The sequence below is a fragment of the Streptomyces fractus genome (assembly GCF_049844455.1).
In the GTDB taxonomy this organism is placed as follows: Bacteria; Actinomycetota; Actinomycetes; order Streptomycetales; family Streptomycetaceae; genus Streptomyces; species Streptomyces fractus.
Window position 1 is genome coordinate 3,363,060 of record NZ_JBMYHI010000002.1, and the last position, 24,535, is coordinate 3,387,594.

At 69.0% G+C, this 24,535-nt stretch carries 22 protein-coding genes and 1 pseudogene; 3 read left to right on the top strand and 20 right to left on the bottom strand.

Going from position 1 to position 24,535, the window contains the following annotated elements:
• Positions 1–85: 85 nt before the first annotated feature.
• The 3 genes from ACP4E5_RS16925 to ACP4E5_RS16935 all read left to right on the top strand — a co-directional run bounded on the left by ACP4E5_RS16925 (position 86) and on the right by ACP4E5_RS16935 (position 3,909).
• Positions 86–1,258 (top strand): sensor histidine kinase, encoded by a 1,173-nt coding sequence (locus ACP4E5_RS16925; RefSeq protein WP_425829528.1) that lies wholly within the window; start codon positions 86–88, stop codon positions 1,256–1,258.
• The gene (locus ACP4E5_RS16930) at positions 1,255–1,902 is read left to right on the top strand and encodes a response regulator (RefSeq protein WP_425829530.1); all 648 of its coding nucleotides are present in this window, start codon (positions 1,255–1,257) and stop codon (positions 1,900–1,902) included. Before ACP4E5_RS16925 ends, ACP4E5_RS16930 begins: the two co-directional genes overlap by 4 nt.
• 147 nt (positions 1,903–2,049) lie before the next feature.
• The gene (locus ACP4E5_RS16935) at positions 2,050–3,909 is read left to right on the top strand and encodes a glycosyl hydrolase family 18 protein (RefSeq protein WP_425841399.1); all 1,860 of its coding nucleotides are present in this window, start codon (positions 2,050–2,052) and stop codon (positions 3,907–3,909) included.
• A 115-nt stretch (positions 3,910–4,024) separates the two neighbouring features.
• Here the strand turns inward: ACP4E5_RS16935 and ACP4E5_RS16940 are convergent, their stop codons facing one another.
• The 20 genes and pseudogenes from ACP4E5_RS16940 to thrB form a co-directional block, all read right to left on the bottom strand.
• Positions 4,025–4,480, bottom strand: a complete 456-nt coding sequence (locus tag ACP4E5_RS16940) for a DUF2550 domain-containing protein (protein ID WP_425829532.1) — start codon at positions 4,478–4,480, stop codon at positions 4,025–4,027.
• A 160-nt stretch (positions 4,481–4,640) separates the two neighbouring features.
• The gene (locus ACP4E5_RS16945; protein ID WP_385762538.1) at positions 4,641–5,015 is read right to left on the bottom strand and encodes a F0F1 ATP synthase subunit epsilon; all 375 of its coding nucleotides are present in this window, start codon (positions 5,013–5,015) and stop codon (positions 4,641–4,643) included.
• A gap of 116 nt (positions 5,016–5,131) precedes the next feature.
• On the bottom strand, positions 5,132–6,568 hold the full coding sequence (gene atpD, locus ACP4E5_RS16950; RefSeq protein WP_425829535.1) for a F0F1 ATP synthase subunit beta: 1,437 nt from the start codon (positions 6,566–6,568) through the stop codon (positions 5,132–5,134).
• Positions 6,568–7,494 carry a F0F1 ATP synthase subunit gamma gene (locus ACP4E5_RS16955; RefSeq protein WP_425829537.1) on the bottom strand — a complete coding sequence of 309 codons (927 nt, stop codon included), beginning with the start codon at positions 7,492–7,494 and terminating at the stop codon, positions 6,568–6,570. Before ACP4E5_RS16955 ends, atpD begins: the two co-directional genes overlap by 1 nt.
• 21 nt (positions 7,495–7,515) lie before the next feature.
• Positions 7,516–9,105: a F0F1 ATP synthase subunit alpha gene (atpA, locus tag ACP4E5_RS16960; protein WP_425829539.1), complete on the bottom strand. Its 1,590-nt coding sequence runs from the start codon at positions 9,103–9,105 to the stop codon at positions 7,516–7,518.
• Positions 9,106–9,249: 144 nt separating this feature from the next.
• On the bottom strand, positions 9,250–10,071 hold the full coding sequence (locus ACP4E5_RS16965) for a F0F1 ATP synthase subunit delta (RefSeq protein ID WP_425829541.1): 822 nt from the start codon (positions 10,069–10,071) through the stop codon (positions 9,250–9,252).
• The gene (locus tag ACP4E5_RS16970; protein WP_425829543.1) at positions 10,068–10,616 is read right to left on the bottom strand and encodes a F0F1 ATP synthase subunit B; all 549 of its coding nucleotides are present in this window, start codon (positions 10,614–10,616) and stop codon (positions 10,068–10,070) included. The genes ACP4E5_RS16965 and ACP4E5_RS16970 overlap by 4 nt, the downstream gene beginning before the upstream one ends.
• Positions 10,617–10,658: 42 nt before the next feature.
• Positions 10,659–10,898, bottom strand: a complete 240-nt coding sequence (atpE, locus tag ACP4E5_RS16975) for an ATP synthase F0 subunit C (RefSeq protein ID WP_385762526.1) — start codon at positions 10,896–10,898, stop codon at positions 10,659–10,661.
• 77 nt (positions 10,899–10,975) lie between these two features.
• Complete coding sequence (gene atpB, locus ACP4E5_RS16980; protein WP_483030243.1) at positions 10,976–11,794, bottom strand: F0F1 ATP synthase subunit A; 819 nt, start codon at positions 11,792–11,794, stop codon at positions 10,976–10,978.
• A gap of 225 nt (positions 11,795–12,019) precedes the next feature.
• Entirely contained in the window at positions 12,020–12,478 is a 459-nt protein-coding gene (locus ACP4E5_RS16985) for a Cg1360 family ATP-synthase-associated protein (protein WP_425829545.1), read from the bottom strand.
• 272 nt (positions 12,479–12,750) lie between these two features.
• Positions 12,751–14,079, bottom strand: coding sequence for an MraY family glycosyltransferase (locus ACP4E5_RS16990; protein WP_425829547.1), 1,329 nt, complete (start codon positions 14,077–14,079; stop codon positions 12,751–12,753).
• A 160-nt stretch (positions 14,080–14,239) separates the two neighbouring features.
• Positions 14,240–15,505, bottom strand: coding sequence for a serine hydroxymethyltransferase (locus ACP4E5_RS16995; protein WP_425829549.1), 1,266 nt, complete (start codon positions 15,503–15,505; stop codon positions 14,240–14,242).
• Between the two features lie 113 nt (positions 15,506–15,618).
• Complete coding sequence (locus tag ACP4E5_RS17000) at positions 15,619–16,281, bottom strand: arsenate reductase/protein-tyrosine-phosphatase family protein (RefSeq protein WP_425829551.1); 663 nt, start codon at positions 16,279–16,281, stop codon at positions 15,619–15,621.
• Positions 16,278–16,925 carry an L-threonylcarbamoyladenylate synthase gene (locus ACP4E5_RS17005; RefSeq protein ID WP_425829553.1) on the bottom strand — a complete coding sequence of 216 codons (648 nt, stop codon included), beginning with the start codon at positions 16,923–16,925 and terminating at the stop codon, positions 16,278–16,280. The genes ACP4E5_RS17000 and ACP4E5_RS17005 overlap by 4 nt, the downstream gene beginning before the upstream one ends.
• A gap of 74 nt (positions 16,926–16,999) precedes the next feature.
• Positions 17,000–17,839: a peptide chain release factor N(5)-glutamine methyltransferase gene (gene prmC, locus ACP4E5_RS17010; protein ID WP_425829555.1), complete on the bottom strand. Its 840-nt coding sequence runs from the start codon at positions 17,837–17,839 to the stop codon at positions 17,000–17,002.
• 88 nt (positions 17,840–17,927) lie between these two features.
• Positions 17,928–19,004 carry a peptide chain release factor 1 gene (prfA, locus tag ACP4E5_RS17015; protein ID WP_425829557.1) on the bottom strand — a complete coding sequence of 359 codons (1,077 nt, stop codon included), beginning with the start codon at positions 19,002–19,004 and terminating at the stop codon, positions 17,928–17,930.
• A gap of 106 nt (positions 19,005–19,110) precedes the next feature.
• Entirely contained in the window at positions 19,111–19,332 is a 222-nt protein-coding gene (gene rpmE / locus ACP4E5_RS17020; RefSeq protein ID WP_010984345.1) for a 50S ribosomal protein L31, read from the bottom strand.
• 155 nt (positions 19,333–19,487) lie between these two features.
• Positions 19,488–20,591: an LCP family protein gene (locus ACP4E5_RS17025; RefSeq protein WP_425829559.1), complete on the bottom strand. Its 1,104-nt coding sequence runs from the start codon at positions 20,589–20,591 to the stop codon at positions 19,488–19,490.
• A gap of 343 nt (positions 20,592–20,934) precedes the next feature.
• A pseudogene (rho, locus tag ACP4E5_RS17030) lies at positions 20,935–23,027 on the bottom strand (transcription termination factor Rho).
• 397 nt (positions 23,028–23,424) lie between these two features.
• Complete coding sequence (gene thrB, locus ACP4E5_RS17035; RefSeq protein WP_425829561.1) at positions 23,425–24,342, bottom strand: homoserine kinase; 918 nt, start codon at positions 24,340–24,342, stop codon at positions 23,425–23,427.
• Positions 24,343–24,535: the final 193 nt, after the last annotated feature.

Consider the following 24,535-nt stretch of genomic DNA (forward strand, 5'->3'; position numbering starts at 1 on the left):
CTGCATCCTTCGATGTAGTGCCGCCGCTCCCCCGCTCGTCCCGCGGCACCATGGCAGGATCGCTGCGGCCGTGTTGGATGGGGGTATGCAGGCCACCGCCCTTCCCCGTCCGCACCGGGACGACGTGCGCATCGCCGTCGGCGGGCTGCTCGGCGGGCTCGTGCTGTGGGGCGTCGGGCTCGGCATGAACACGGGACGGGTCTTCTACGGTTCCTGGGTGCTCGTGCCGCTCGTCGCGATGGCGGGTCTCGAACTGCTGCGCCGCACCAACCCGCGCTTCGCTGTCGTCACCGGCACGCTCGTCCTGATCGCCGACCAGTTCACGCAGGGCAGCCTGGCCACGGTGCTCATGTACACGGACCTGATGTACGCGGCCGCGCTGTACGGGACCCCGGCCGCGGCCCGCCGCCTCCCGGTCGTCACCGGCCTGGTGACCGTCGCCGTCACCCTCGGGTTCTTCGCCTGGCTGCGGCAGCCGGAGGCGATCCTGATCGGTGTCGCGACCGGACTCGTCGCGTTCGGTCCCGCCGCCACCGGCCTGCTGGTGCGCGGCCACCGCGAGGCCGCGCAGGCCGAGCGGCTGCGGGCCGAGCAGACCGCGCTGCTCGCCGAGCTCGACCGGGCGCAGGCGGTGACCGCTGAGCGCGCCCGGATGGCCCGCGAGCTGCACGACATGGTGGCGAACCACCTGTCGGCGATCGCGATCCACTCCACGGCCGCGCTCTCCCTCGACGATCCGGACACCACGCGTACGGCGCTGACGACGATCCGCGAGAACAGCGTCGACGGCCTCGCCGAGATGCGCCGCCTCATCGGCATCCTGCGGGACGCGGGCGAGGACTCCGAGCCGTTCGCCGCGCCCACCCTGGCGGGCCTCGGCGCCCTCGTCGAGCAGTCCCGCACGAACGGTCTCGACGTCCGGCTGGCCGTGTCCGGCGCCGTCACCGGCCTGCCCGCGCCGGTCGAGCTCGCCGCCTACCGCATCGTCCAGGAATCCCTCACGAACGCGCTCAAGCACGCGGCGCAGGGCCCGGTCACGGTGGCCGTCGACCGCTCCGCCGATCGCGTCGAGGTGCGGGTCGACAGTCCGTACGGTGACCGGGACGGGCCGCGCGCGCCGGGCTCCGGTGCCGGGCTCGTCGGGATGCGGGAGCGGGCGGCGCTGCTCGGCGGCACGTTCGAGGCGGGGCCCGACACCGCGGGCGGAAAGGTCTGGCGGGTGTGCGCCCGCCTCCCCCTGGAAGGAGTCACCGAGTGATCCGCGTACTCGTCGCCGAGGACCAGTCCGCCGTACGGGCCGGGCTCGTGCTCATTCTGAACAGCGCGCCCGACATCGAGGTCGTCGGCGAGGCCGAGGACGGCGAGCGGGCGGTGGAACTGGCCCGCGAGCTGCGGGCCGATCTGGTCCTGATGGACGTACAGATGCCGCGGCTCGACGGGGTTTCGGCCACGCGCGCGGTGGTCGCCGAGGGGCTCGCCGACGTGCTCGTGCTGACCACCTTCGACCTCGACGCGTATGTCTTCGGGGCGCTGCGCGCGGGGGCGTCCGGGTTCCTGCTCAAGAACGCGGACGCGAAGGACCTGATCGAGGGCGTACGGACGGTGGCGCGCGGCGAGGGGCTGATCGCGGCAGCCGTCACGCGCCGGCTCATCGCCGAGTTCGCGCACCCCACCGGAGGTGAACAGGCGGCGCCTCCCGCGGAGTTGGAGACCCTGACGCGCCGCGAGCGCGAGGTCCTGGACCGCCTGGGCCAGGGCCTGTCCAACGCGGAGATCGCGGACCGCCTCGATATGGCCGAGGCCACGGTGAAAACCCATGTCAGCCGCCTGCTGGCCAAGTTGAACCTCCGCAGCAGGGTCCAGGCGGCCGTACTGGCCCAGGAAATTGGCCGAAAGCCGTGATTGGTTTAGACCTTGACCGCTGGTCCAGACCTTTCTATTCTCGCCGCACTGCGGTGAGCACACCCCCCACTCCGGTGCTCATGGGCGTCGCAGGGTTCCACCCCCATCACGGACCCCGGACCTCCCGAGGAGCACCCGATGCATCCGATGCACCCGACCGACCCGCCCAGAAAGAGACTTCGGCACAGAGGGACCGCGGCACTCGCGACCCTCGTCCTCCCGGCCGCCGCCCTCGTCGGCCTCGCCACCCCCTCCCACGCCGCCGCAGACGCCTCCACCGTCACCGCCACGTATGCCAAGACCCAGGACTGGGGCAGCGGCTTCGAGGGCAAGTGGACCATCAAGAACTCCGGTACCAGCGCGGTCAGTTCATGGGCCGTCGAGTGGGACTTCCCGTCCGGTACGAAGGTGACCTCGGCCTGGGACGCGACCGTCACCAACTCCGCCGACCACTGGACCGGCAAGAACCTCTCCTGGAACGGGTCCCTCGCCCCCGGAGCCTCGGTCTCCTTCGGCTTCAACGGCACCGGCTCCGGCGCCCCCACGGGCTGCAAGCTCAACGGCGCCTCCTGCGACGGCGGCGACGTACCCGGCGACGCGGCACCCTCCGCTCCCGGCACGCCGACCGCATCGGGCGTCACCGACACCTCCGCCAAGCTGTCCTGGGGAGCCGCCACCGACGACAAGGGCGTCAAGAACTACGACGTGCTGCGCGACGGCGCCAAGGTCGCGACGGTGACCGGCACCTCGTACACCGACACGGGGCTGAGCGCCGGCACCGACTACTCGTACACGATGCGGGCCCGCGACACCGCCGACCAGACGGGCCCGGTGTCCGGCTCCGTCAAGGTGCACACGACGGGCGGCGGCACGGACCCCGGCCCTGGCACCGGCGGCAAGGTGAACCTGGGCTACTTCACCGACTGGGGCGTCTACGGCCGCCAGTACTACCCGAAGAACCTGGAGACCTCCGGCTCGGCCGCCAAGGTCACGCACATCAACTACGCCTTCGGCAACGTCCAGGGCGGCAAGTGCACCATGGGCGATTCCTACGCCGACACCGACATGGCGTACACGGCCGCCAACTCCGTCTCCGGGCAGGCCGACACCTGGGACCAGCCGCTGCGGGGCGCCATCAACCAGCTGCGCCAGCTGAAGGCCAAGCACCCGAACCTCAAGATCCTCTGGTCCTTCGGCGGCTGGACCTGGTCCGGCGGCTTCGGTGAGGCCGCGAAGGATCCGGCCGCGTTCGCCGACTCCTGCTACAAGCTGGTCGAGGACCCGCGCTGGGCCGATGTCTTCGACGGCATCGACATCGACTGGGAGTACCCGAACGCGTGCGGTCTGAGCTGCGACACGAGCGGCCAGGACGCGCTCAAGAAGCTGTCCACGGCGCTGCGTTCGAAGTTCGGCTCGCAGAACCTGGTGACGGCGGCGATCACGGCCGACGCCTCCTCCGGCGGCAAGATCGAGAAGAACGACTACGCGGGCGCCGCCCAGTCCCTCGACTGGTACAACGTCATGACGTACGACTTCTTCGGCGCCTGGGACGCGAAGGGCCCGACGGCCCCGCACTCGCCGCTCACCTCGTACTCCGGCATCCCGCAGCAGGGCTTCAACTCCGCCGAGGCGATCGCCAAGCTGAAGGCGCAGGGCGTCCCGGCGAGCAAGCTGTTGCTGGGCATCGGCTTCTACGGGCGCGGCTGGACCGGCGTCACGCAGAAGGAGCCGGGCGGCACGGCCACGGGTCCCGCGGCCGGCACGTACGAGCAGGGCATCGAGGACTACAAGGTCCTCAAGACCAAGTGCCCGTCGAACGGCACGGTCGCCGGTACGGCGTACGCGTACTGCGGCTCGGACTGGTGGTCCTACGACACCCCGGCGACGATCGGCTCGAAGATGACCTGGGCCAAGTCGCAGGGCCTGGGCGGCGCGTTCTTCTGGGAGTTCTCGGGAGACACCGCGAACGGTGAACTGGTCACAGCCATCAACTCCGGCCTGAAGTAGCGGGCCCCAAAGCCGAAGCCGGGCCCACGGGAACGCCCCCCGTGCGCCCGGCTTCTTCCGTTTTCAAGCCCCTGCGGCGATTGAGCAGCGGGGTCCGGGGCGGAGCCCCGAGGCGTTACGCCACGTTGACCCGCTGGCCCGGAGGCGCCGCCTCGAGCCACGCCAGGAAACCGGTCAACGCGTCCTCGGACATGGCGAGTTCGAGACGCGTACCGCGATGCGTACAGGCCAGGATCATCGCGTCGGAGAGGAGCGCAAGTTCCTCCTCGCCCTCCGGGGACCGCCGCCCGGTGACCTCGATGGCCGCCCGCTCCAGGATCCGCTTCGGGCGGGGCGCGTACGAGAAGACGCGGAACCACTCGACCCGGTCGCCGTTGTAGCGGGCGATGCCGTAGCCCCACCCTTTGCCGGAGGCGTCGGCCTCGTCGGGCGCCGGCGCGTCCCAGCGCAACGAACAGTCGAACGTGCCACCGGAACGCTGGATGAGCCGCCGCCGCACCCCGAAGGCGACAAGCCCCACCACCACGAGCACGACGACCGCGACCACGCACAGCACGAGAACGAGGACCATCCGCACCGACCTCCTCGCTTCTCGACCGATCAGGCACCGGATGCCTGATAACGGAACTGCAAAAACAGCAACTACCGGTAGATCGCCTCAGCCGCGACCCGGTCCGGAGATTATCTCCGGCCTGGACCGCGGCTGAGGTACATCATGTGGCTCGCTGGATTCAGCGCGCCGCCACCGTACGGAGTCGTACGTCGGCGCGACGCTCCGCGGACGCGTCGGCGTCCGACTTCGCGCGCTCCAGCGCCCGCTCCGCCCGCTGGGCGTCGATCTCGTCCGAAAGCTCGGCGATCTCGGCCAGCAGGGACAGCTTGTTGTCGGCGAACGAGATGAAACCGCCGTGGACAGCCGCCACGATCGTCCCCCCGTCCGTCGTACGGATCGTCACGGGTCCCGACTCCAGCACACCGAGCAGCGGCTGGTGACCGGGCATGACGCCGATGTCGCCGGACGTGGTACGCGCGACGACCAGGGTGGCCTCGCCGGACCAGACACTGCGGTCCGCGGCGACGAGCTCGACGTGCAGCTCAGCAGCCAAGGTGGGCTCCTCGGGTCACCACCCGGCGGCATCCGCTGCCGGGTGTCGGTTCAAAGTCTAGTGGGCGTGACGGGAGGGCCGGGACATACCCCCGACCCTCCCTGCGAGCACGGGGCTCAGGAGACGCCGAGCTCCTTGGCGTTGGCCTTGAGGTCCTCAATGCCACCGCACAGGAAGAACGCCTGCTCCGGGAAGTGGTCGTAATCGCCGTCGATGATCGCGTTGAAGGCCGTGATCGTCTCGTCCAGCGGCACGTCCGACCCGTCGACGCCGGTGAACTGCTTGGCGACGTGGGTGTTCTGCGACAGGAAGCGCTCCACGCGACGGGCGCGGTGGACAGTGAGCTTGTCCTCCTCGCCGAGCTCGTCGATACCGAGGATCGCGATGATGTCCTGAAGGTCCTTGTACTTCTGGAGGACCGTCTTGACACGCATGGCCGTGTTGTAGTGGTCCGCCGCGATGTAGCGGGGGTCCAGGATGCGGGACGTGGAGTCCAGCGGGTCCACGGCCGGGTAGATGCCCTTCTCGGAGATCGGACGGGAAAGCACCGTCGTCGCGTCGAGGTGGGCGAACGTGGTCGCCGGGGCCGGGTCGGTCAGGTCGTCCGCGGGCACGTAAATGGCCTGCATGGACGTGATCGAGTGACCACGCGTCGAGGTGATGCGCTCCTGGAGGAGGCCCATCTCGTCGGCGAGGTTCGGCTGGTAACCCACGGCCGAGGGCATGCGACCAAGGAGGGTCGAGACCTCGGAACCGGCCTGCGTGAAGCGGAAGATGTTGTCGATGAAGAACAGCACGTCCTGCTTCTGCACATCGCGGAAGTACTCCGCCATGGTCAGACCCGCGAGGGCCACGCGCAGACGGGTGCCCGGCGGCTCGTCCATCTGACCGAAGACAAGCGCGGTCTTGTCGATGACGCCGGACTCGGCCATCTCCTCGATGAGGTCGTTGCCCTCACGGGTGCGCTCGCCGACACCGGCGAACACGGAGACACCGTCGTGGTTGTTGGCGACGCGGTAGATCATCTCCTGGATGAGCACCGTCTTGCCGACGCCGGCACCGCCGAAGAGGCCGATCTTTCCACCCTTGACGTACGGGGTGAGAAGGTCGACGACCTTGATGCCGGTCTCGAACATCTCGGTCTTCGACTCGAGCTCGTCGAAGTTCGGCGCCTTGCGGTGGATGCCCCAGCGCTCGCCGGTGTACTGCTCGTCGACGTTCAGGACCTCGCCGAGGGTGTTGAACACCTTGCCCTTGGTGAAGTCGCCGACGGGCACCGTGATGGAGGCGCCGGTGTCGACGACCGGGGCCTGGCGGACCAGGCCGTCGGTCGGCTGCATGGAGATCGCGCGGACCAGGCCGTCACCGAGGTGCTGGGCGACCTCGAGCGTCAGGGTCTTGCGCTTGCCGTCCTCGGCCGGGTCGTTGACCTCGACGTGCAGGGCGTTGTAGATGTCCGGCATCGCGTCGACGGGGAACTCCACGTCGACGACCGGGCCGATGACCCGGGCGACGCGGCCCGTGGCCGTCGCGGTCTCAACAGTGGTCGTCATTACTTGTCACTCCCCGCGTTCGCGTCGGCCAGGGCGCTGGCGCCACCGACGATCTCGCTGATTTCCTGGGTGATTTCGGCCTGGCGGGCCGCGTTGGCAAGACGGGAGAGGTTGTTGATCAGCTCTCCCGCGTTGTCGGTCGCCGACTTCATCGCGCGGCGCGTGGCGGCGTGCTTGGAGGCAGCCGACTGGAGCAGCGCGTTGTAGATCCGGCTCTCGACGTAGCGCGGCAGCAGGGCGTCGAGGACGTCCTCCGCCGACGACTCGAAGTCGTACAGCGGAAGGATCTCGTCGCCCTTGCCGGACGCCTTCGACTCCTCCGCCACCTCTTCGAGGCTGAGCGGCAGCAGCCGGCCGTCGATGGCCGTCTGCGTCATCATCGAGACGAACTCGGTGTAGACGATGTGGAGTTCATCCACGCCGCCCTCCGCCGTCTCCTTCTCGATCGCCTCGATCAGCGGGGCCGCGACCTTCTTGGCGTCCGCGTACGTGGGCTCGTCGGTGAAGCCCGCCCACGACTCCACGACCTTGCGCTCGCGGAAGTTGTAGTGGGCCAGACCGCGGCGGCCGACGATGTACGTGTCGACCTCCTTGCCCTCGGCCTCGAGCCGCTCGGTGAGCTGCTCGGCGGCCTTGATGGCGTTCGAGTTGAAGGCGCCGGCCAGACCGCGGTCGCTCGTGAGGAGCAGAACCGCGGAACGGGTCGCCGTCTCCGACTCGGTCGTCAGCGGGTGCTTGGTGTTCGACCCGGTCCCCACCGCCGTGACCGCGCGCGTCAGCTCGGTCGCGTACGGCGTGGAGGCCGCCACCTTGCGCTGTGCCTTGACGACACGCGAGGCAGCGATCATCTCCATCGCCTTGGTGATCTTCTTGGTCGCGGTGACGGATCGGATGCGACGCTTGTAGACCCGGAGCTGGGCTCCCATGAGTCAGGTCCCTTCCTTACGTCACTTGGCGGCGGCCGGAGCGTCCTCGCCGAGAAGCTTCCCGTCCGAGGTCTCGAACTGCTTCTTGAAGTCGGCGACGGCTTCGTCGATGGCCTGGATGGTGTCGTTCGACATCTTCCCGCCCTCCTTGATGGAGGTCATGAGGCCCTGCTCCTTGCGGTGCAGGTGCTCAAGGAGCTCCTTCTCGAAGCGGCGGATGTCGGCGACCGGCACCTCGTCCATCTTGCCGTTGGTACCGGCCCAGACGGAGACGACCTGGTCCTCGGTGGCCATCGGCTGGTACTGGGCCTGCTTCAGCAGCTCGACCAGGCGCATACCGCGCTCCAGCTGAGCCTTCGACGCGGCGTCCAGGTCGGAACCGAAGGCGGCGAACGCCTCCAGCTCACGGTACTGGGCGAGGTCCAGACGGAGTCGGCCGGAGACCTGCTTCATGGCCTTGTGCTGGGCGCTGCCACCCACACGGGAGACCGAGATACCGACGTTCAGCGCGGGGCGCTGACCGGCGTTGAACAGGTCGGACTCGAGGAAGCACTGACCGTCGGTGATGGAGATGACGTTGGTCGGAATGAACGCCGACACGTCGTTCGCCTTCGTCTCGACGATCGGCAGACCCGTCATCGAACCGGCACCGAGCTCGTCCGACAGCTTCGCGCAGCGCTCGAGCAGACGCGAGTGCAGGTAGAAGACGTCACCCGGGTAGGCCTCGCGCCCCGGCGGGCGGCGGAGCAGCAGGGACACGGCGCGGTAGGCGTCGGCCTGCTTCGAGAGGTCGTCGAAGATGATGAGGACGTGCTTGCCCTCGTACATCCACTGCTGGCCGATGGCCGAACCGGTGTACGGCGCCAGGTACTTGAAGCCGGCCGGGTCGGACGCCGGGGCGGCGACGATGGTCGTGTACTCCAGCGCGCCGGCCTCTTCGAGGGCACCGCGCACGGAGGCGATGGTGGAGCCCTTCTGACCGACGGCGACGTAGACGCAGCGGACCTGCTTCTTCGGGTCGCCGGTGCGCCAGTTGTCACGCTGGTTGATGATCGTGTCGACGGCCAGGGCGGTCTTGCCGGTCTGGCGGTCACCGATGATCAGCTGACGCTGGCCACGGCCGACGGGGGTCATCGCGTCGACGGCCTTGTAGCCGGTCTCCATCGGCTCGTGCACCGACTTACGGGCCATGACGCCCGGGGCCTGCAGCTCGAGGGCGCGGCGGCCGGACGTCTCGATCTCGCCGAGGCCGTCGATCGGGTTGCCGAGCGGGTCGACGACGCGACCCAGGTAGCCCTCGCCGACACCGACGGACAGGACCTCGCCGGTACGCGTGACCGGCTGTCCCTCCTCGACGCCACTGAACTCGCCCAGGACGATGGCGCCGATCTCGCGCTCTTCCAGGTTGAGTGCGAGGCCGAGGGTGCCGTCCTCGAACTTCAGCAGTTCGTTGGCCATGGCCGAGGGAAGACCCTCGACCTTCGCGATGCCGTCGCCGGCAAGGGTGACCGTACCGACCTCCTCGCGCGAGGCCGCGTCCGGCTTGTACGCCTGGACAAAGTTCTCCAGCGCGTCCCGGATCTCCTCCGGCCGGATCGTGAGCTCCGCCATCTGGGTTCCCTGCTCTCCTTGTTGGGCCCGAAGTGTTCTTGGGGGGTCTGGGGCTGTGTACCTCAACGGCTACGCCGCGGGCCCCCAGGAATCCTCTGCACGGCCCAACTAGGGCCGTAGTCGTACGTTTTGAGCTTGTTGCGGTCAGCCGGCCATGCGGCGGCCGGCCTCCTCGATGCGGTCCGCGATGGAGCCGTTGATGACCTCGTCGCCCACCTGCACCTTGATCCCGCCGAGGACCTCGGGGTCCACGTCCAGGTTCAGATGCATCTGACGCCCGTAGAGCTTCGCCAGGGACGCACCCAGACGCCGCTTCTGCGCGTCGCTCAGCGGGACCGCCGTGGTGACGACCGCCACCATGCGCTCGCGACGCTCGGCGGCGAGCTTGGAGAGGGACTCGAGTCCCGCTTCCAGGCTACGTCCACGCGGCGCGGTCACAAGACGGCCGACGATCCGCTCGGTGGTCGGCTTGGCCCGCCCGTCGAGCAGCTGCTTCACCAGCTCGCCCTTGGCCGGGGCCGAGGCCGACTTGTCGGTCAGTGCGGCACGCAGCTCGGTGTTGGAGGAGACGATCCGGCCGAACCGGAACAGCTCGTCCTCGACGTCGTCGAGGTCACCGCGCTTCTGCGCCGCGGTCAGGTCCGCGGTGTTGGCCAGCTCCTCCAGGGAGTCGACCAGGTCGCGGGAGGCCGACCACCGGGAGCGGACCAGGCCGGACACCAGGTCGACGGTCTCGCCGCCGACCTGGCCGCCGAGCAGGCGGCTCGCGAGCTCGGCCTTGGCCTCACCGGCCTGCGCCGGGTCGGTCAGGACCCGCCGCAGGCTGACCTCGCGCTGCAGCAGCGCGGTCACCGAGGCCAGGTCACCGGCGAGCGCCTCGGCGTCGACCGACGTGGAGTCGGTCAGCGCGTCCAGACGCTCGCGCGCGGCGGCCAGTGCCTCGCGGCTCGCTCCGTGGGCGGTCATCGAGCGGCCTCTGCCTTCTCTTCGAGTTCGTCGAGGAAGCGGTCGATCGTGCGCGACTGCCGGGCGGAGTCCTCGAGGGACTCGCCGACCAGCTTGCCGGCCAGGTCGGTGGCCAGCAGGCCCACGTCCTGACGCAGCGCCTGAGCGGCGGCCTTGCGGTCGGCCTCGATCTGCGAGTGGCCGGCGGCGATGATCTCCTCACGCTGCCGCTGGCCTTCCGCACGCATCTCGGCGATGAGCGAGGCACCCTGCTCCTGCGCCTCCTGGCGCAGCCGCGCGGCCTCGTGCCGGGCCTCGGCGAGCTGAGCCTTGTACTGCTCGAGCACGCTCTGGGCCTCGGTCTGAAGCGCCTCGGCCTTCTCGATACCGCCTTCGATCTGCGCGTGGCGCTCTTCCAGCGTCTTGTTGATGCGCGGAAGGAGCTTCTTGGCGAAGAAGAAGAAGACGATGGCGAAGGCAAGGGTGCCAATGAGCAGCTCGGGGCCGGGCGGGAGAAGCGGGTTCTGCTTCTCCTCGGCCGCGAGTGCAACCAGGTTGGCGATCACATCAGTGCCTTTCGTCGAAAGTGATCAGTCAGTACGCGGTAATTACTGACCGAACACGAACGGCATAACGATGCCGATCAGGGCGAGCGCCTCACAGAAGGCGAAGCCGAGGATCTGGTTGGCGCGGATCAGGCCGGCAGCCTCGGGCTGGCGGGCCAGGGCCTGGGTGCCGTTACCGAAGACGATGCCGACACCGATGCCGGGGCCGATCGCGGCGAGACCGTAACCGATGGAACCGAGGGAGCCGGAGACGCCAGCGGCGAGTTCGATGGACGCGGACATGCCGTTACTTCCTTTTCTTTACGAACCGGTGGGGGTTGTCCACCGGACGACCTGGGGGTGGTTGGACGGGGTGGGGCTCAGTGCTGCTCGGCGAGAGCGCCCTGAATGTACGTGCAGGCCAGGAGGACGAAGACGTACGCCTGGACGGCCTGAACGAAAAGCTCGAAGAGGATCATCGCGATCGTCATCACGAAGGAGACGCCCGCGGCCGGGATCATCCAGCTGTTCAGCAGGTACCAGGAGGCGACGGTGAACATCACCAGCATCAGGTGACCCGCGAACATGTTCGCGAAGAGTCGGACCGCGTGCGTGAACGGGCGGACCAGCAGGTTCGAGAAGAACTCGATGAACGAGACCAGCCACTTGATGCCGCCGAGCGACGGGTCGTAGCCGGTGATGTTCTTCCAACCACCCACGAAACCATGGCGCTTGAAGGTCAGCGGCACCCAGATCAGGTAGACGAGGGCCGCAAGGATCGCCGGGTAGGCGATGACCGACGAGACCGGGAACTGGGCCAGCGGAATGACCGACCAGACGTTCATGATCCAGATGAAGAAGAACATCGAGACCATGACCGGTACGTACTTCTCGCCCTCCTTCTTGCCCAGCGTCTCGTAGACGATGGTGCGGCGGACGAAGTCGTAGCCGGCCTCACCGATCATCTGGATCTTCCCGGGCACGACCTTCGAGCGGCCGAACGCGGCGTAGAAGAACCAGCAGATGACGATGGTGGTGAGCAGGGCGAGCAGCATCACCTTGTTGAAGTAGAACCAGCCGAAGTCGGCGATCGGTTCGAACAGGAAGGAGTGCAGGCCCGGCGCCGGGAAGCCGCATCCGTTGTCGGACATGATCCGACAGCTCCAGTCAAAGGCGAGCTGGGTCGTGTCAGCACTCACCGCGGGCTCCTTCGGCGTGACGCATAAGTACGGCAACCTCGTTGTGTCGGTGCGGCGTGCAGCCGCGGATCGGCACCGGTCTGGTGTTTCGGGCGTGGGGGCGGCGGGCAGGCAGTGAGCCTCGCGATCGTGCAGGCGTCAGCTCTCGTGCCCGCGCCGGCGATGCCGCAGTTGGCACCGGACGATAGCAGCCCGCCGAACGGGCGTTTATCCCGGCCCTACCTCTCACGACGACGACCCGGTCTTCTCGGCCTTCTCACCGGACCCGGTCCCCTTGGAGCCGGGCGCCGCCTCGGGGTCGATATAGAAAACCTTGGCCTTCATGTGCGCGCGGGCCTGAGCGGCCATCCACACCACGGTCGAAACGACCAGAGCGACGGCAAAGGTCTTGGGGTTGAACAGAGTCGTGTCCTTGAAGATGGCCACGAAGATCATGAGCAGCAACAGCTGGGCGACGTAGAGCATCAGCCCCATCGCCTGGAACAACTGCGGAAGCGATTTTGCCGTGCGAATCAGCACGACCTGCCCGAGGCCCATGAACACGATCACCACCAGAGCACCGACCAGCGCACCGATGGCCCCCTTGCCGCCCGCAACCACACCACTGACCACCGCGGCAATCACGCCTGCGGCGATGGTGGGTACGACGGTGTGAAGAAGGGTCCGTGCGTCATTGGACGGCATGGCGGCAGCTCCGCTTACTGGTGTGGGGCAGGTGTCGTCATGGACGAGCGTAGTCCGGGGATACGGCAGTCCGATTCGGGCCAAATGACCGTCGCACTACGGCCTTTCGGTCCTTCCCCCGGCTTCGTGAACGGTATCACAAACTATTTGATGCGGTCTTTACCTAGAAGGTGTGCCAACCGTCACACGTGAGGGGGAACGTGCGCGTCTGTGCAGCCGCGAGGTCAACATGTCTGGTATTGGGCTCATTTCAGGCATCGTGATCGCCCCCGTCAACGGGGCGTTCCGGCCTTACGCCGATCCGTGAAGCGCGAACGAGCGCCAATCGCCGTCGCCCCGTTGACTCCTGCGGGAATCCGGCTGCGGTCCGGTTCGCCGTCGGAGGTCTCGGACGGCTCGGCCGCCTCGTCCCCCTCCGCGACTCCGGCCGGCCGCCGGTAGCGCGGCGGCACCAAGTGCTGGGCCCAGCGCGGCGCGTGCGGTGTGAAGCGCGGCAACAGCAGCATGACGAGCCCGACGAAGCTCAGCGCGACGATGGTGAGCATGACCCACATCCCGGACGCGGAGTGCACGGAGTAGGCGACCGCGCCGAAGGCGATGAGGCCCGACCAGAAGTACATGATCAGCACCGCGCGGGAGTGCGAGTGGCCGATCTCCAGGAGCCGGTGGTGCAGATGCCCGCGGTCCGCGGCGAACGGCGACTGCCCGTTCCAGGTGCGGCGCACGATCGCGAGGACGAGGTCGGCGAACGGGATCGCGATGATCGTCAACGGCATCAGCAGCGGCAGGAAGACGGGGAGCATCGCGTGCGTGGTGTCCCGGGTGGAGCCACCGAGGTTGAGCTTCAGCGCGTCCGGGTCGACCTGGCCCGTGATGGAGATCGCGCCGGCCGCGAGGACGAGGCCGATGAGCATGGAGCCCGAGTCGCCCATGAAGATTCTCGCCGGATGGATGTTGTGCGGCAGGAAGCCCAGACACATGCCCATCAGGATCGCCGCGAACAGCGTGGCCGGGGCCGCGGACTCGATGCCGTAGCCGTACCAGATCCGGTACGCGTACAGGAAGAACGCGCAGGCGGCGATGCACACCATGCCGGCCGCGAGGCCGTCCAGGCCGTCGACGAAGTTCACCGCGTTGATGGTGATGACGACGAGCGCGACGGTGAGCAGCGTCCCCTGCCACTGGGTGAGGGACACCGTCCCGACACCGGGGATCGGCAGCCACAGGATCGTCAGGCCCTGCATCACCATCACGCCCGCGGCGATCATCTGGCCGCCGAGCTTGATGAGGGCGTCGATCTCGAACTTGTCGTCCAGGACGCCGATCAGCCAGATCAGCGCGGCGCCGGAGAGCAGCGCGCGCGGTTCGTTCGAGGACTCGAAGACCTTGTCCAGGTTGGTGAGGTGATCCGCGACGAGCAGGCCCGCGCACAGTCCGAAGAACATGGCGATACCGCCGAGCCGCGGCGTGGGCTCCCGGTGCACGTCACGCGCACGGATCTCCGGCATGGCGCCGGCCACGATCGCGAACTTCCGCACCGGGCCTGTGAGCAGATAGGTCACCGCGGCCGTGATGCAGAGCGTCAGCAGGTATTCACGCACGGGCTTCCCCACAGGTATCGCTGGCCATCTCAGCCCCACACCCTAGTCTCGCGTGCTTAGGGTTGGGGACTTCCGGGTAGCGACGATGGTTGCACGGCTGACGGTTCCGGAGACGTACTGGTGCGTCGCAAGGGGTGTCTTGTCGGCCGCCTACCCCGTTTCAGGCGGGGTACGGGGGGAATCTTCCGGCCAGCTCGCGCACCTCTTCGCGCACCGTCCGGACGTCGAGAACGCCCTGTACGACACCCGACAGGAGCACCGCGACGCGGGCCATCTCTGCTTCACCCATGCCCTGTGTGGTGACGGCGGCGGTGCCGAGGCGCAGACCGCGGCCAGCCTCGGCCGTGACATCAGCTGCTCCGCAGCGTGGCAGCGCGCATGTGTCGAGGATCATGCCCGCGGAGGCCAGCCGGCCACGCGCCACCGCGCCCGCGACGCCGAGCGGGGCCGGGTCCACGGTCAGCAGATGGGTGTCGGTGCCGCCGGTGGTGACGCCGAAGCCCTCCGCCGCGAGCGCGCCCGCGAGCAGCCGCGCGTTGGCGACGACCTGATGGGCGTACGCGGTGAAGGCGGGCCGCGCCGCCTCGCCGAACGCGACGGCCTTCGCGGCGATCGTGTGCATCTGGGCGCCGCCCTGGGTGAAGGGGAAGACGGCCCGGTCGACGCGGTCGGCCAGCTCCGCCGCGCACAGCAGCATCCCGCCGCGCGGTCCGCGCAGCACCTTGTGCGTGGTGGCGCAGACGATGTCGGCGTACGGGACCGGGTTCGGGGCCGCTCCCCCGGCGACGAGGCCGATGGGGTGCGCGGCGTCGGCGATGAGGTGGGCGCCCACGTCGTCGGCGATCTCCCGGAAGGCCGCGTAGTCGATGTGCCGGGGGTACGAGATCGAGCCGCACACGATGGCCTTGGGCCGGTGGGCGCGGGCCGCCGCGCGGACCTCCTCGTAGTCGATGAACCCGCTCTCCGCGTCGACGCCGTAGGGGACGAAGTCGAACCAGCGGCCGGAGAAGTTGGCCGCTGAGCCGTGCGTGAGGTGGCCGCCGGACGGCAGGCCCATCGCGAGGACGGTGTCGCCGGGTTTCAGCAGTACGGCGTACGCGGCGAGCACGGCCGAAGAGCCGCTGTGCGCCTGCACGTTGACGTGTTCGGCGCCGAAGAGGGCCTTCGCGCGGTCGACCGCGAGGCGTTCGGCGACGTCGACGAGTTCGCAGCCGCCGTGGTGGCGGGCGCCGGGGTAGCCCTCCGCGTACTTGTTGGCGAGCGGGGAGCCGAGGGCGGCGAGGACCGCGGGTGACGTGAAGTTCTCCGCGGCGATGAGCTGAAGGGAATCGGCCTGGCGGGCCGCCTCCCCCAGGAGGATCTCGGCCATTTCGGGGTCTTGCCGCTGTAGCTCCGCTGTGGCTGCGGGTTCTGTCATCACCGGCATGGTCGGCTCCGGGCCTCGCGTCGGGGAGGTGGGTGCCTTCCAATGTAGATCCGTGCGGTTACGGCCGCCCGGGCTCACGCCACGGGGCTCCGCTGCTCAACCACCGCAGGGGCTTACTTGTGGACGCCCGTCAGGGCTGTCACCACCGGGGCCAGCGCCTCGTTGATCTCGCCGCCCACCGACTGGAAGAACGGGAGGGGGGCGCCATACGGGTCGTAGACCTCGTCCGCTTCCACGGACGGGGCGAGCAGCCACCCGCGTAGAGCGGCCGCCGCGCGGACCAGGGAGCGGGCGCGCTCGACCACGCCGGACTCCAGGGGGTCCGGCAGCGTGGCCGGGTCTATGGCCTGCACGAGCCGCGTGAACTCCTTCAGCGTGAACGTGCGCAGGCCCGCGCTGTGGCCCATGGAGATGACCTGCGCGCGGTGGTCGCGGGTCGCGGTGAGGACCAGGTCGGCCCTTATGACGTGGTCGTCGAGGAGCTCGCGGCCCACGAAGCCTGAGGCGTCCGCGCCGAAGTCGGCCAGGACCGTTTCCGCGTTGGCCTCCATGGGCGCGCCCTCGTGGCCCCAGGTGCCCGCGCTCTCCACGACGAGACCGCCGGCGAGCGGCGCGCCGAGCCGGTCCGCGAGGGCATGCCGGGTCAGCCGCTCGGTGATCGGCGAGCGGCACACGTTGCCGGTGCTGACGTGGAGGATGCGGAAGGTGTCGCCGGGGAGTGCCGGCGTGCGTACGTACCCGTTGCCTATGCCACGCCCCGTCTCAGGGGCTGTCAATTCGCCACCTCGAGGTCGGGTACGACCTTGCGCAGCTCGTCCGCGGTCAGCGCGCCCGCGCGCAGCAGGACCGGGACCTTGCCGGTGACGTCGACGATGGACGACGGGATGTTGCCGGGCGTCGGCCCCCCGTCGAGGTAGACGGAGACGGAGTCGCCGAGCATGTCCTGCGCGGCGTCGCAGTCCTCGGGCGAGGGGTGTCCCGTCAGGTTCGCCGAGGAGAGCGCCATCGGGCCGACCTCGGTGAGCAGTTCGATGGCGACGGGGTGCAGCGGCATGCGGATCGCGACGGTGCCGTTGGTGTTGCCGAGGTCCCACTGAAGCGACGGCTGCTGCTTGGCGACGAGGGTCAGGCCGCCCGGCCAGAACGCGTCGACCAGTTCCCAGGCCATCTCGGAGAAGTCCGTGACGAGACCGTGCAGCGTGTTCGGCGACGGGATGACGACGGGCGTCGGCATGTTGCGGCCGCGGCCCTTGGCTTCCAGGAGGTCACCGACGGCCTCGGGCGTGAAGGCGTCCGCACCGATGCCGTACACGGTGTCGGTGGGCAGCACGACCAGCTCTCCGCGGCGGACTGCGGAGGCGGCTTCACGCAGACCGGTAGCGCGGTCGACTGCGTCGTTGGTGTCGTAACGCCGTGCCATCTAGCGGGCCTCCTGCTCGGTGTGCTGATCTGCGGATCGCTCGAAATCGTCAAACTGAAAGGACAACGCGTCGGTCACGGCAGCGCCTTGCGGGCGGTCGCGAACCTCGGGCGGTTGTTGAGGTCGGGGTGGTCGGCGGCGTCCGCCCAGCCCCGCTCCTCGGTGAAGATCCACGGCACCTGGCCGCCCTGCGTGTCCGCGTGCTCGATGACGACGATGCCGCCGGGGCGCAGCAGACGGTGGGCGGTGCGCTCGATGCCGCGGATCAGGTCGAGGCCGTCCTCGCCGGAGAACAGGGCCAGGTCCGGGTCGTAATCGCGGGCCTCGGGGGCGACGTACTCCCACTCGGTGAGCGGGATGTACGGCGGGTTGGAGATCACCAGATCGACCTGGCCGTCGAGGTCCGGGAAGGCCGTCAGGGCGTCGCCCTGACGCAGGTCGACCCTGGACCCCTCGACGTTCTTGCGCGTCCATTTGAGCGCGTCCTCGGACAGCTCCACGGCGTGCACGCGCGAGCGCGGGACCTCCTGCGCGAGCGCCAGCGCGATGGCGCCTGAGCCGGAGCACAGATCGACGATCAGCGGCTCGACGACATCCATCGCGCGCACGGCGTCTATGGCCCAGCCGACGACCGACTCGGTCTCCGGGCGCGGCACGAAGACACCGGGACCGACCTGGAGCTCCAGATAGCGGAAGTACGCGTGCCCGGTGATGTGCTGGAGCGGCTCGCGGGCCTCGCGGCGCGCGATCGTCTCCCAGTACCGGGCGTCGAAGTCCACGTCCTTGACGGTGTGCAGCTCGCCCCGCTTGACCGCGTGCACGTAGGCGGCGAGCTCCTCCGCGTCATTGCGCGGCGAGGGCACGCCGGCGTCGGCGAGCCGCTGGGTGGCCTGGGCCACTTCCGCGAGCAGCACGCTGCGGGGGTTCGGGGGTCGCCCCCCAAAATGTTGCTGCACGCTGATCCTCCGGGCTGAGCTGTCGTACGGGGCGGGCGGTGCGGTTCTACGCGGCGGCGAGCTTGGCGGCCGAGTCCGCGTCGACGCACGCCTGGATCACGGCGTCGAGATCGCCGTCGAGCACCTGGTCCAGGTTGTAGGCCTTGAAGCCGACGCGGTGGTCCGAGATGCGGTTCTCCGGGAAGTTGTACGTGCGGATCTTCTCGGAGCGGTCGACGGTGCGGACCTGGCTGCGGCGGGCGTCGGCGGCGTTCTTCTCCGCTTCCTCCTGCGCCGCTGCGAGGAGCCTGGAGCGCAGGATACGCATCGCCTGCTCCTTGTTCTGCAGCTGGGACTTCTCGTTCTGGCAGGAAGCCACGACGCCGGTGGGGATGTGCGTGATGCGGACGGCGGAGTCGGTCGTGTTGACGGACTGCCCGCCGGGTCCTGACGAGCGGTAGACGTCGATGCGCAGGTCGTTCGCGTGGATCTCGACGTCGACCTCCTCGGCCTCGGGCGTGACGAGCACGCCGGCGGCGGAGGTGTGGATGCGGCCCTGCGACTCGGTCGACGGCACACGCTGCACGCGGTGCACGCCGCCCTCGTACTTCAGGCGGGCCCAGACACCCTGGCCGGGCTCGGTCGCGCCGTTCCCGCCCTTGGTCTTCACGGCGACCTGGACGTCCTTGTAGCCGCCCAGCTCGGACTCGGTGGCGTCGATGATCTCGGTCTTCCAGCCGACGCGCTCGGCGTAGCGCAGGTACATGCGCAGCAGGTCACCGGCGAACAGCGCGGACTCGTCGCCACCGGCGCCGGCCTTGACCTCGAGGATCACGTCCTTGTCGTCGGACGGGTCGCGCGGGACCAGGAGGAGCCGCAGCTTCTCGGTGATCTCCTCGCGCTGCTGCTCGAGTTCCTTGACCTCCGCCGCGAAGTCCGGGTCGTCGGCGGCGAACTCCTTGGCCGTCTCGACGTCTTCCCCGGTCTGCTTCCAGGAGCGGTACGTGGCGACGATCGGGGTCAGCTCGGCGTAGCGCTTGTTGAGCTTGCGCGCGTTCGCCTGGTCGGCGTGGACCGAGGGGTCCGCGAGCTTCTGCTCCAGATCGGCGTGCTCACCGATCAGTTCCTCGACGGCCTCGAACATCTCCGGCTCCTGCAGTTACGGGGGATCAAAAGGGGCTGCACCGCAAAGCGCCGGTCCCGGTGCCCCCGCGCGAACAGGGGCACCGTGGACCGGCGCTGGAGCTTCGCTACTTCTTGGCAGCGGCAGCCTTGCCGAAGCGGGCCTCGAAGCGGGCCACACGGCCACCGGTGTCGAGGATCTTCTGCTTGCCCGTGTAGAACGGGTGGCACTCGGAGCAGACCTCGGCACGGACGGTGCCGGACGAGATGGTGCTACGGGTGGTGAACGACGCGCCGCAGGTGCAGGAGACCTGCGTCTCGACGTACTCGGGGTGGATGTCGCGCTTCAAGGTGTCTCCTAGGTTCATGGAGGGCTCCGGGTCGCTGACGCGGGATGCGGGAGCGTGAACCGGGGCCGACGTACCAGTCTGCCAGGACTGGCCGTATCCCCCAAAACCGGGGAGGGCCCGGAAGTATTCCCGGCCGCTCCCCGAGGGGGTCGGAGCTACTTCACGACGCTGTCGGCGGAGCCCTTGGCGGAGTCCGCCGTGGCCGACTTCGGGACGGCCTTGTCGGCCTTGAGGGCCTTCCAGACCTTCGCCGAATCGGTCTCGTCGAGCAGCACGCGGTTGGCGTCGTTCGGGTCGTAGCGCACGGGCAGCGTCACCATGTTCATGTCGCCGGAGCCGATGCCCTTGAGCCCGCTCGCGAACGAGGTCAGGTCCTTGACCGAGGCCAGCTGCGAGTCCGTGGTCACCGTCTTCGTGGCGGTGTTCGCGAGTGCGTACAGCTTGCTCGGGCTGGTGAAGACGCCGACGCTCTTGATCTGGTCCATCAGGGCCTTCATGAACGACTGCTGGAGCTGGATGCGGCCCAGGTCGCTGCCGTCGCCGACGCCGTGCCGGGTGCGGACGAGGCCGAGCGACTGCTTGCCGCTGAGCTTGTGCGTGCCGGCACTGAGGTTCAGATGGCTGTCCGGGTCGTCGATCGCCTTCGTGGTGGTGACCTTGACGCCCCCGAGGTCGTCGATCAGCTTCTGGAAGCCGCTGAAGTCGACCTCGACGTAGTGGTCCATCCGGATGCCGCTCATCGACTCGACGGTCTTGACCGCGCAGGCGGCGCCGCCCGTCGAGTACGCGGAGTTGAACATGACCTCGTTCTGCGCCGGGTACTCGTTGCCCTTCTTGTCGGTGCACGAGGGGCGGTCGACGAGCGTGTCCCGGGGGATGGAGACGACGCTGGCCCGCTTGTGGCCCTTGTAGACGTGGACGACCATCGCGGTGTCCGAGCGCGCCGAGCCCTCGTCGGCGCCGCCGCCGACCTTCTCGTTGGCGCCGGCCCGGGTGTCGGAGCCGAGGACGAGGATGTCCTGTGAGCCGTTGTCCACGTTCTGCGGGCGGTCGGTGCCCAGCTGCGAGTCGATGTCGACGCTCTTGATGTTGCCGTTGAGCTGGAAGTAGACGTACCCCAAGCCTGTTCCACCGAGGACGACGACGCCCGCGGCACTCCACGCCGCGATACGCAGCGCCTTGCTGCGCCCACTGCGGGCCTTGCGGCGGCTGCCCTTGGCGCTGCGGTGGCGCCCGGGCTTGCTGTCACGGTCCGGCATAACTCCTCGCAGGTTCGTCTGCTTCTGGTCCTTCGGTCCGCTTCTGCGTTCACTCGGTGTGACGGCGGACCGCAGAGAAGGGTTGCACAAACACGTGTGCGCATTCTGGGGCGGAACGGCGACCGTACGTAGTGGGACCAGGCAGCAGCAAGCCTCTCACCTGCACTTTCACGCCCATGTGCCGCATGCTTCACAGAGGGCACAGATCCTTATACGTGTGGTGAAGGTCTCCGGCCGACGAGTGCCCCGAAACGTCCCGGCCAGGCACGGGACCACGTACGGGAAAGGGCTGGGCCCCGCCGCACGAAGCGGCGGGGCCCAGCCCTCGGAATCCGGTGAAGCGTCAGTCGTTGCCGTTGCCCGGCGTCGGCGTCGTCTTCTGGATCTGCAGCAGGAACTCCGCGTTGGACTTCGTCTGCTTCATCTTGTCGAGCAGCAGCTCGATCGCCTGCTGCTGGTCGAGCGCGTGCAGCACGCGACGCAGCTTCCAGGTGATCGCCAGCTCGTCGCTGCCGAGCAGGATCTCTTCCTTACGGGTACCGGACGCGTCGACGTCCACCGCGGGGAAGATGCGCTTGTCGGCGAGCTTGCGGTCGAGCTTGAGCTCGGCGTTGCCGGTGCCCTTGAACTCCTCGAAGATGACCTCGTCCATGCGGGACCCGGTGTCCACCAGGGCGGTGGCGAGGATGGTCAGCGAGCCGCCGTCCTCGATGTTGCGGGCCGCACCGAAGAAGCGCTTCGGCGGGTACAGGGCGGTCGAGTCGACACCACCGGACAGGATGCGGCCGGAGGCCGGCGCCGCGAGGTTGTACGCGCGGCCCAGGCGGGTGATCGAGTCGAGCAGCACGACGACGTCGTGACCCAGCTCCACGAGGCGCTTGGCGCGCTCGATGGCGAGCTCGGCGACCGTGGTGTGGTCCTCGGCCGGACGGTCGAAGGTCGAGGAGATGACCTCGCCCTTCACCGACCGCTGCATGTCCGTGACCTCTTCCGGACGCTCGTCGACGAGGACGACCATCAGGTGGCACTCGGGGTTGTTCACGGTGATCGCGTTGGCGATCGACTGCAGGATCATGGTCTTGCCGGTCTTCGGCGGGGCCACGATCAGACCGCGCTGGCCCTTACCGATCGGCGCGACGAGGTCGATGATGCGCGTCGTCAGCACACCCGGGTCCGTCTCCAGGCGGAGGCGGTCCTGCGGGTAGAGGGGCGTCAGCTTGTTGAACTCCGGGCGCCCGCGGCCGGATTCGGCCGCCATGCCGTTCGCCGAGTCGAGGCGGACCAGAGCGTTGAACTTCTCGCGGCGCTCGCCGTCCTTCGGCTGACGTACGGCACCGGTGACGTGGTCACCCTTGCGCAGGCCGTTCTTGCGGACCTGGGCCAGGGAGACGTAGACGTCATTGGGACCCGGCAGGTAGCCCGACGTACGGATGAAGGCGTAGTTGTCGAGGATGTCGAGGATGCCCGCGACGGGGATCAGGACGTCGTCCTCGGAGATCTGCGGCTCGTTGCCGAAGCCCTGCTCGTCGCGCCCGCGACGCCCACGGCGGTCGCGGTAACGGCCCCGGCGCCCGCGGCGGCCGCCGCCGTCGTCGTCGTAGCCGTCGTCCTGCTGGTTGTTCCGGCCGCCGCCGCCCTGCTGGTTGTTCCGGCCGCCGCCCTGCTGGTTGTTGCCGCCCTGGTCGTCGCCCTTGCCGCCGCGGCGGTCACGGTCGCGTCCACCACGGTCACCGCGGTCGCCACGCTCCCGGCGGTCACCACGGTCGCCGCGGTCCCGGCGGTCGCGACGGCCCTCGTGGTTGCCGTCCTGGCCGCCGTCGCCCTTGTTGCCGTCGCCGCCGTCCTGACGCTCCTGCTGGCGGTCCTGCTTGTCCTGCCGCGTGTCGGCCTTGGCCTCGGCGGTGACCGTCTCGGGGCTGCCCGCCTCGGACGTGGCACGGCGGCGACGACGCTCGCCGGCCGGCTGCTCGTCACTGGCGCCCTGGCCGGGGATCTCGATCTGCTGCTGGGCGGTGGCCTTCTTCGCCTTGACGTCGGCCGTCTCGGCCTTGTCCGCCTTGGCAGCCGACTTCGCGGGCGCCGCGTCTGCCGCGGGCTCGTCGCCGGTGCGGGCCTTCGAGGTGGCCCGCCGCTTCGGCTTCGTCTCGGCGGCGTCGGCGCTCTTCGCGGGGGCCTGCGAGTTGCCTCCCCGGACTGGGCCTCCTTGATGACCTCGATCAACTGGCTCTTGCGCATGCGCGCAGTGCCCTTGATTCCGAGGCCCGATGCGACCTGCTGCAGCTCGGCCAGCACCATGCCGTCAAGGCCGGTACCGCGGCGCCGCCGGGAGCCCGAAGCACCGGCGGCGGGCGCAGCGGAGGCGTCCGCAGAGGACGCGGCGGGCGCGGCAGCAGAGCTGTCGGCAGTCACGCCCATCAGATCGGTGGTGTCGCTCACGAAGGGTCCTTCCCTGGAGCGGACGTCGGCCTGTCTGGCTCGGCGACCGGTTGTGCTGTCCGGCGGAGGTCCTGCCTGTACGGACCGTGCCGGGGCGGTTGTCCGCCGAAGAGGCGGAAGAATTCGGTGGTGACGGCGTAGCCCGATTCCGCGGGTGCACTGGATTTCTGTGTCACGCGGCTCGATCACGCCGGTTCCGGAGCGTGCTCGCCACTCTTCAGTGCCACGTCTCGGCATGCGAGAAGAACGCACGGAACAGCTGGGGAGGCTCCCGGAAGAATGGTTGTCCCTGACGGGGACACACAGCACCTCGCCATGGTAGGGCCGGGTGCAGACTTGAGGTTAACACTACCGGATCCAACAAACATTCCCCCTCTCGTATTCCGGCAACCGGGTGTCAGGAGCCAAGCGGCAGCACGCTCGCTCCGTCGACATCGAGGTCAAGGCGGTTCGCCGCCCACCCCTCCCCGGCCAGCCGGGCGACCTTGTCGGCCGTTTCTTCCTCCACCAGAGCGAGGACCGTCGGCCCCGCTCCGGAGATCATCGCGGGCACCCCGTCGGCCCGCAGCCGCTCCACCAGTGCGGCGCTCTCCGGCATCGCCGGCGCCCGGTACTCCTGGTGAAGTCGGTCCTCGGTGGCCGGGAGCAGCAGCTCGGGGCGCCTTGTCAGGGCCTCTACGAGCAGGGCCGCCCGGCCCGCGTTGGCCGCGGCGTCCACGTGGGGGACGGTGCGCGGCAGCAGTCCTCGCGCCATTTCGGTGAGGACGGGCTTTCCGGGGACGAAGACCACCGGAACGATGGAACTGGCGGCGTCGAGACGGATCGCCCGGCCCGCGCCGGTCTCCGTCCACGCGATGGTGAAGCCACCGAGCAGGCACGGGGCCACGTTGTCGGGGTGGCCCTCGATCTCGGTGGCGAGTTCGAGCAGCGCGGCGTCGTCGAGCAGGGCGGCGCCGCCTATCGTCACGGCGCGCGCGGCGACGACGGCCGACACGATCGCGGCGGACGAGGAGCCCAGGCCACGGCCGTGCGGGATGCGGTTGGCGCAGACGATCTCGAGCCCGCGCGGCTGTCCGCCGAGGGCGTCGAAGGCCGTGCGCAGGGACCGTACGAGGAGGTGCGACTCGTCGCGGGGCAGGCTCTCGGAGCCCTCGCCTGCGATGTCGATGTTCAGCCCGGAGTCGGCGACCCTGACGACCACGTCGTCGTAGAGCCCCAGCGACAGGCCGAGGCTGTCGAAGCCCGGGCCGAGATTGGCGCTGGTGGCGGGGACGCGCACCCTGACGGCGGCGGCGCGGAAAGCGGGACCGGCCATCGGTCGATGACTCTCCTTGAGCTGCGGGATGTTTCGAGAACTTCCGATGTCTTGTGATGCGTCGATGTTCTGGTGATGCGTGCGTCGACACCCGGGCCGCGATCGACAAAGCAGCGGCGGCACCACGGCATATGCGGTGGGCGGGTTCGACACAGCTTATCGAAGGAAGGTTCCGTGGCGACATAGGGCGCAC

Bases quoted from the DNA above. Each gene is read 5' to 3' on its own strand.
- ACP4E5_RS16925 (WP_425829528.1), top strand. From the start codon at position 86: ATGCAGGCCACCGCCCTTCCCCGTCCGCACCGGGACGACGTGCGCATC.
- ACP4E5_RS16935 (WP_425841399.1), top strand. From the start codon at position 2,050: ATGCACCCGACCGACCCGCCCAGAAAGAGACTTCGGCACAGAGGGACC.
- ACP4E5_RS16940 (WP_425829532.1), bottom strand. From the start codon at position 4,480: ATGGTCCTCGTTCTCGTGCTGTGCGTGGTCGCGGTCGTCGTGCTCGTG.
- atpD (WP_425829535.1), bottom strand. From the start codon at position 6,568: ATGACGACCACTGTTGAGACCGCGACGGCCACGGGCCGCGTCGCCCGG.
- ACP4E5_RS16955 (WP_425829537.1), bottom strand. From the start codon at position 7,494: ATGGGAGCCCAGCTCCGGGTCTACAAGCGTCGCATCCGATCCGTCACC.
- atpA (WP_425829539.1), bottom strand. From the start codon at position 9,105: ATGGCGGAGCTCACGATCCGGCCGGAGGAGATCCGGGACGCGCTGGAG.
- ACP4E5_RS16965 (WP_425829541.1), bottom strand. From the start codon at position 10,071: ATGACCGCCCACGGAGCGAGCCGCGAGGCACTGGCCGCCGCGCGCGAG.
- atpE (WP_385762526.1), bottom strand. From the start codon at position 10,898: ATGTCCGCGTCCATCGAACTCGCCGCTGGCGTCTCCGGCTCCCTCGGT.
- ACP4E5_RS16985 (WP_425829545.1), bottom strand. From the start codon at position 12,478: ATGCCGTCCAATGACGCACGGACCCTTCTTCACACCGTCGTACCCACC.
- ACP4E5_RS16995 (WP_425829549.1), bottom strand. From the start codon at position 15,505: ATGCCGGTGATGACAGAACCCGCAGCCACAGCGGAGCTACAGCGGCAA.
- ACP4E5_RS17005 (WP_425829553.1), bottom strand. From the start codon at position 16,925: ATGGCACGGCGTTACGACACCAACGACGCAGTCGACCGCGCTACCGGT.
- prfA (WP_425829557.1), bottom strand. From the start codon at position 19,004: ATGTTCGAGGCCGTCGAGGAACTGATCGGTGAGCACGCCGATCTGGAG.
- ACP4E5_RS17025 (WP_425829559.1), bottom strand. From the start codon at position 20,591: ATGCCGGACCGTGACAGCAAGCCCGGGCGCCACCGCAGCGCCAAGGGC.
- thrB (WP_425829561.1), bottom strand. From the start codon at position 24,342: ATGGCCGGTCCCGCTTTCCGCGCCGCCGCCGTCAGGGTGCGCGTCCCC.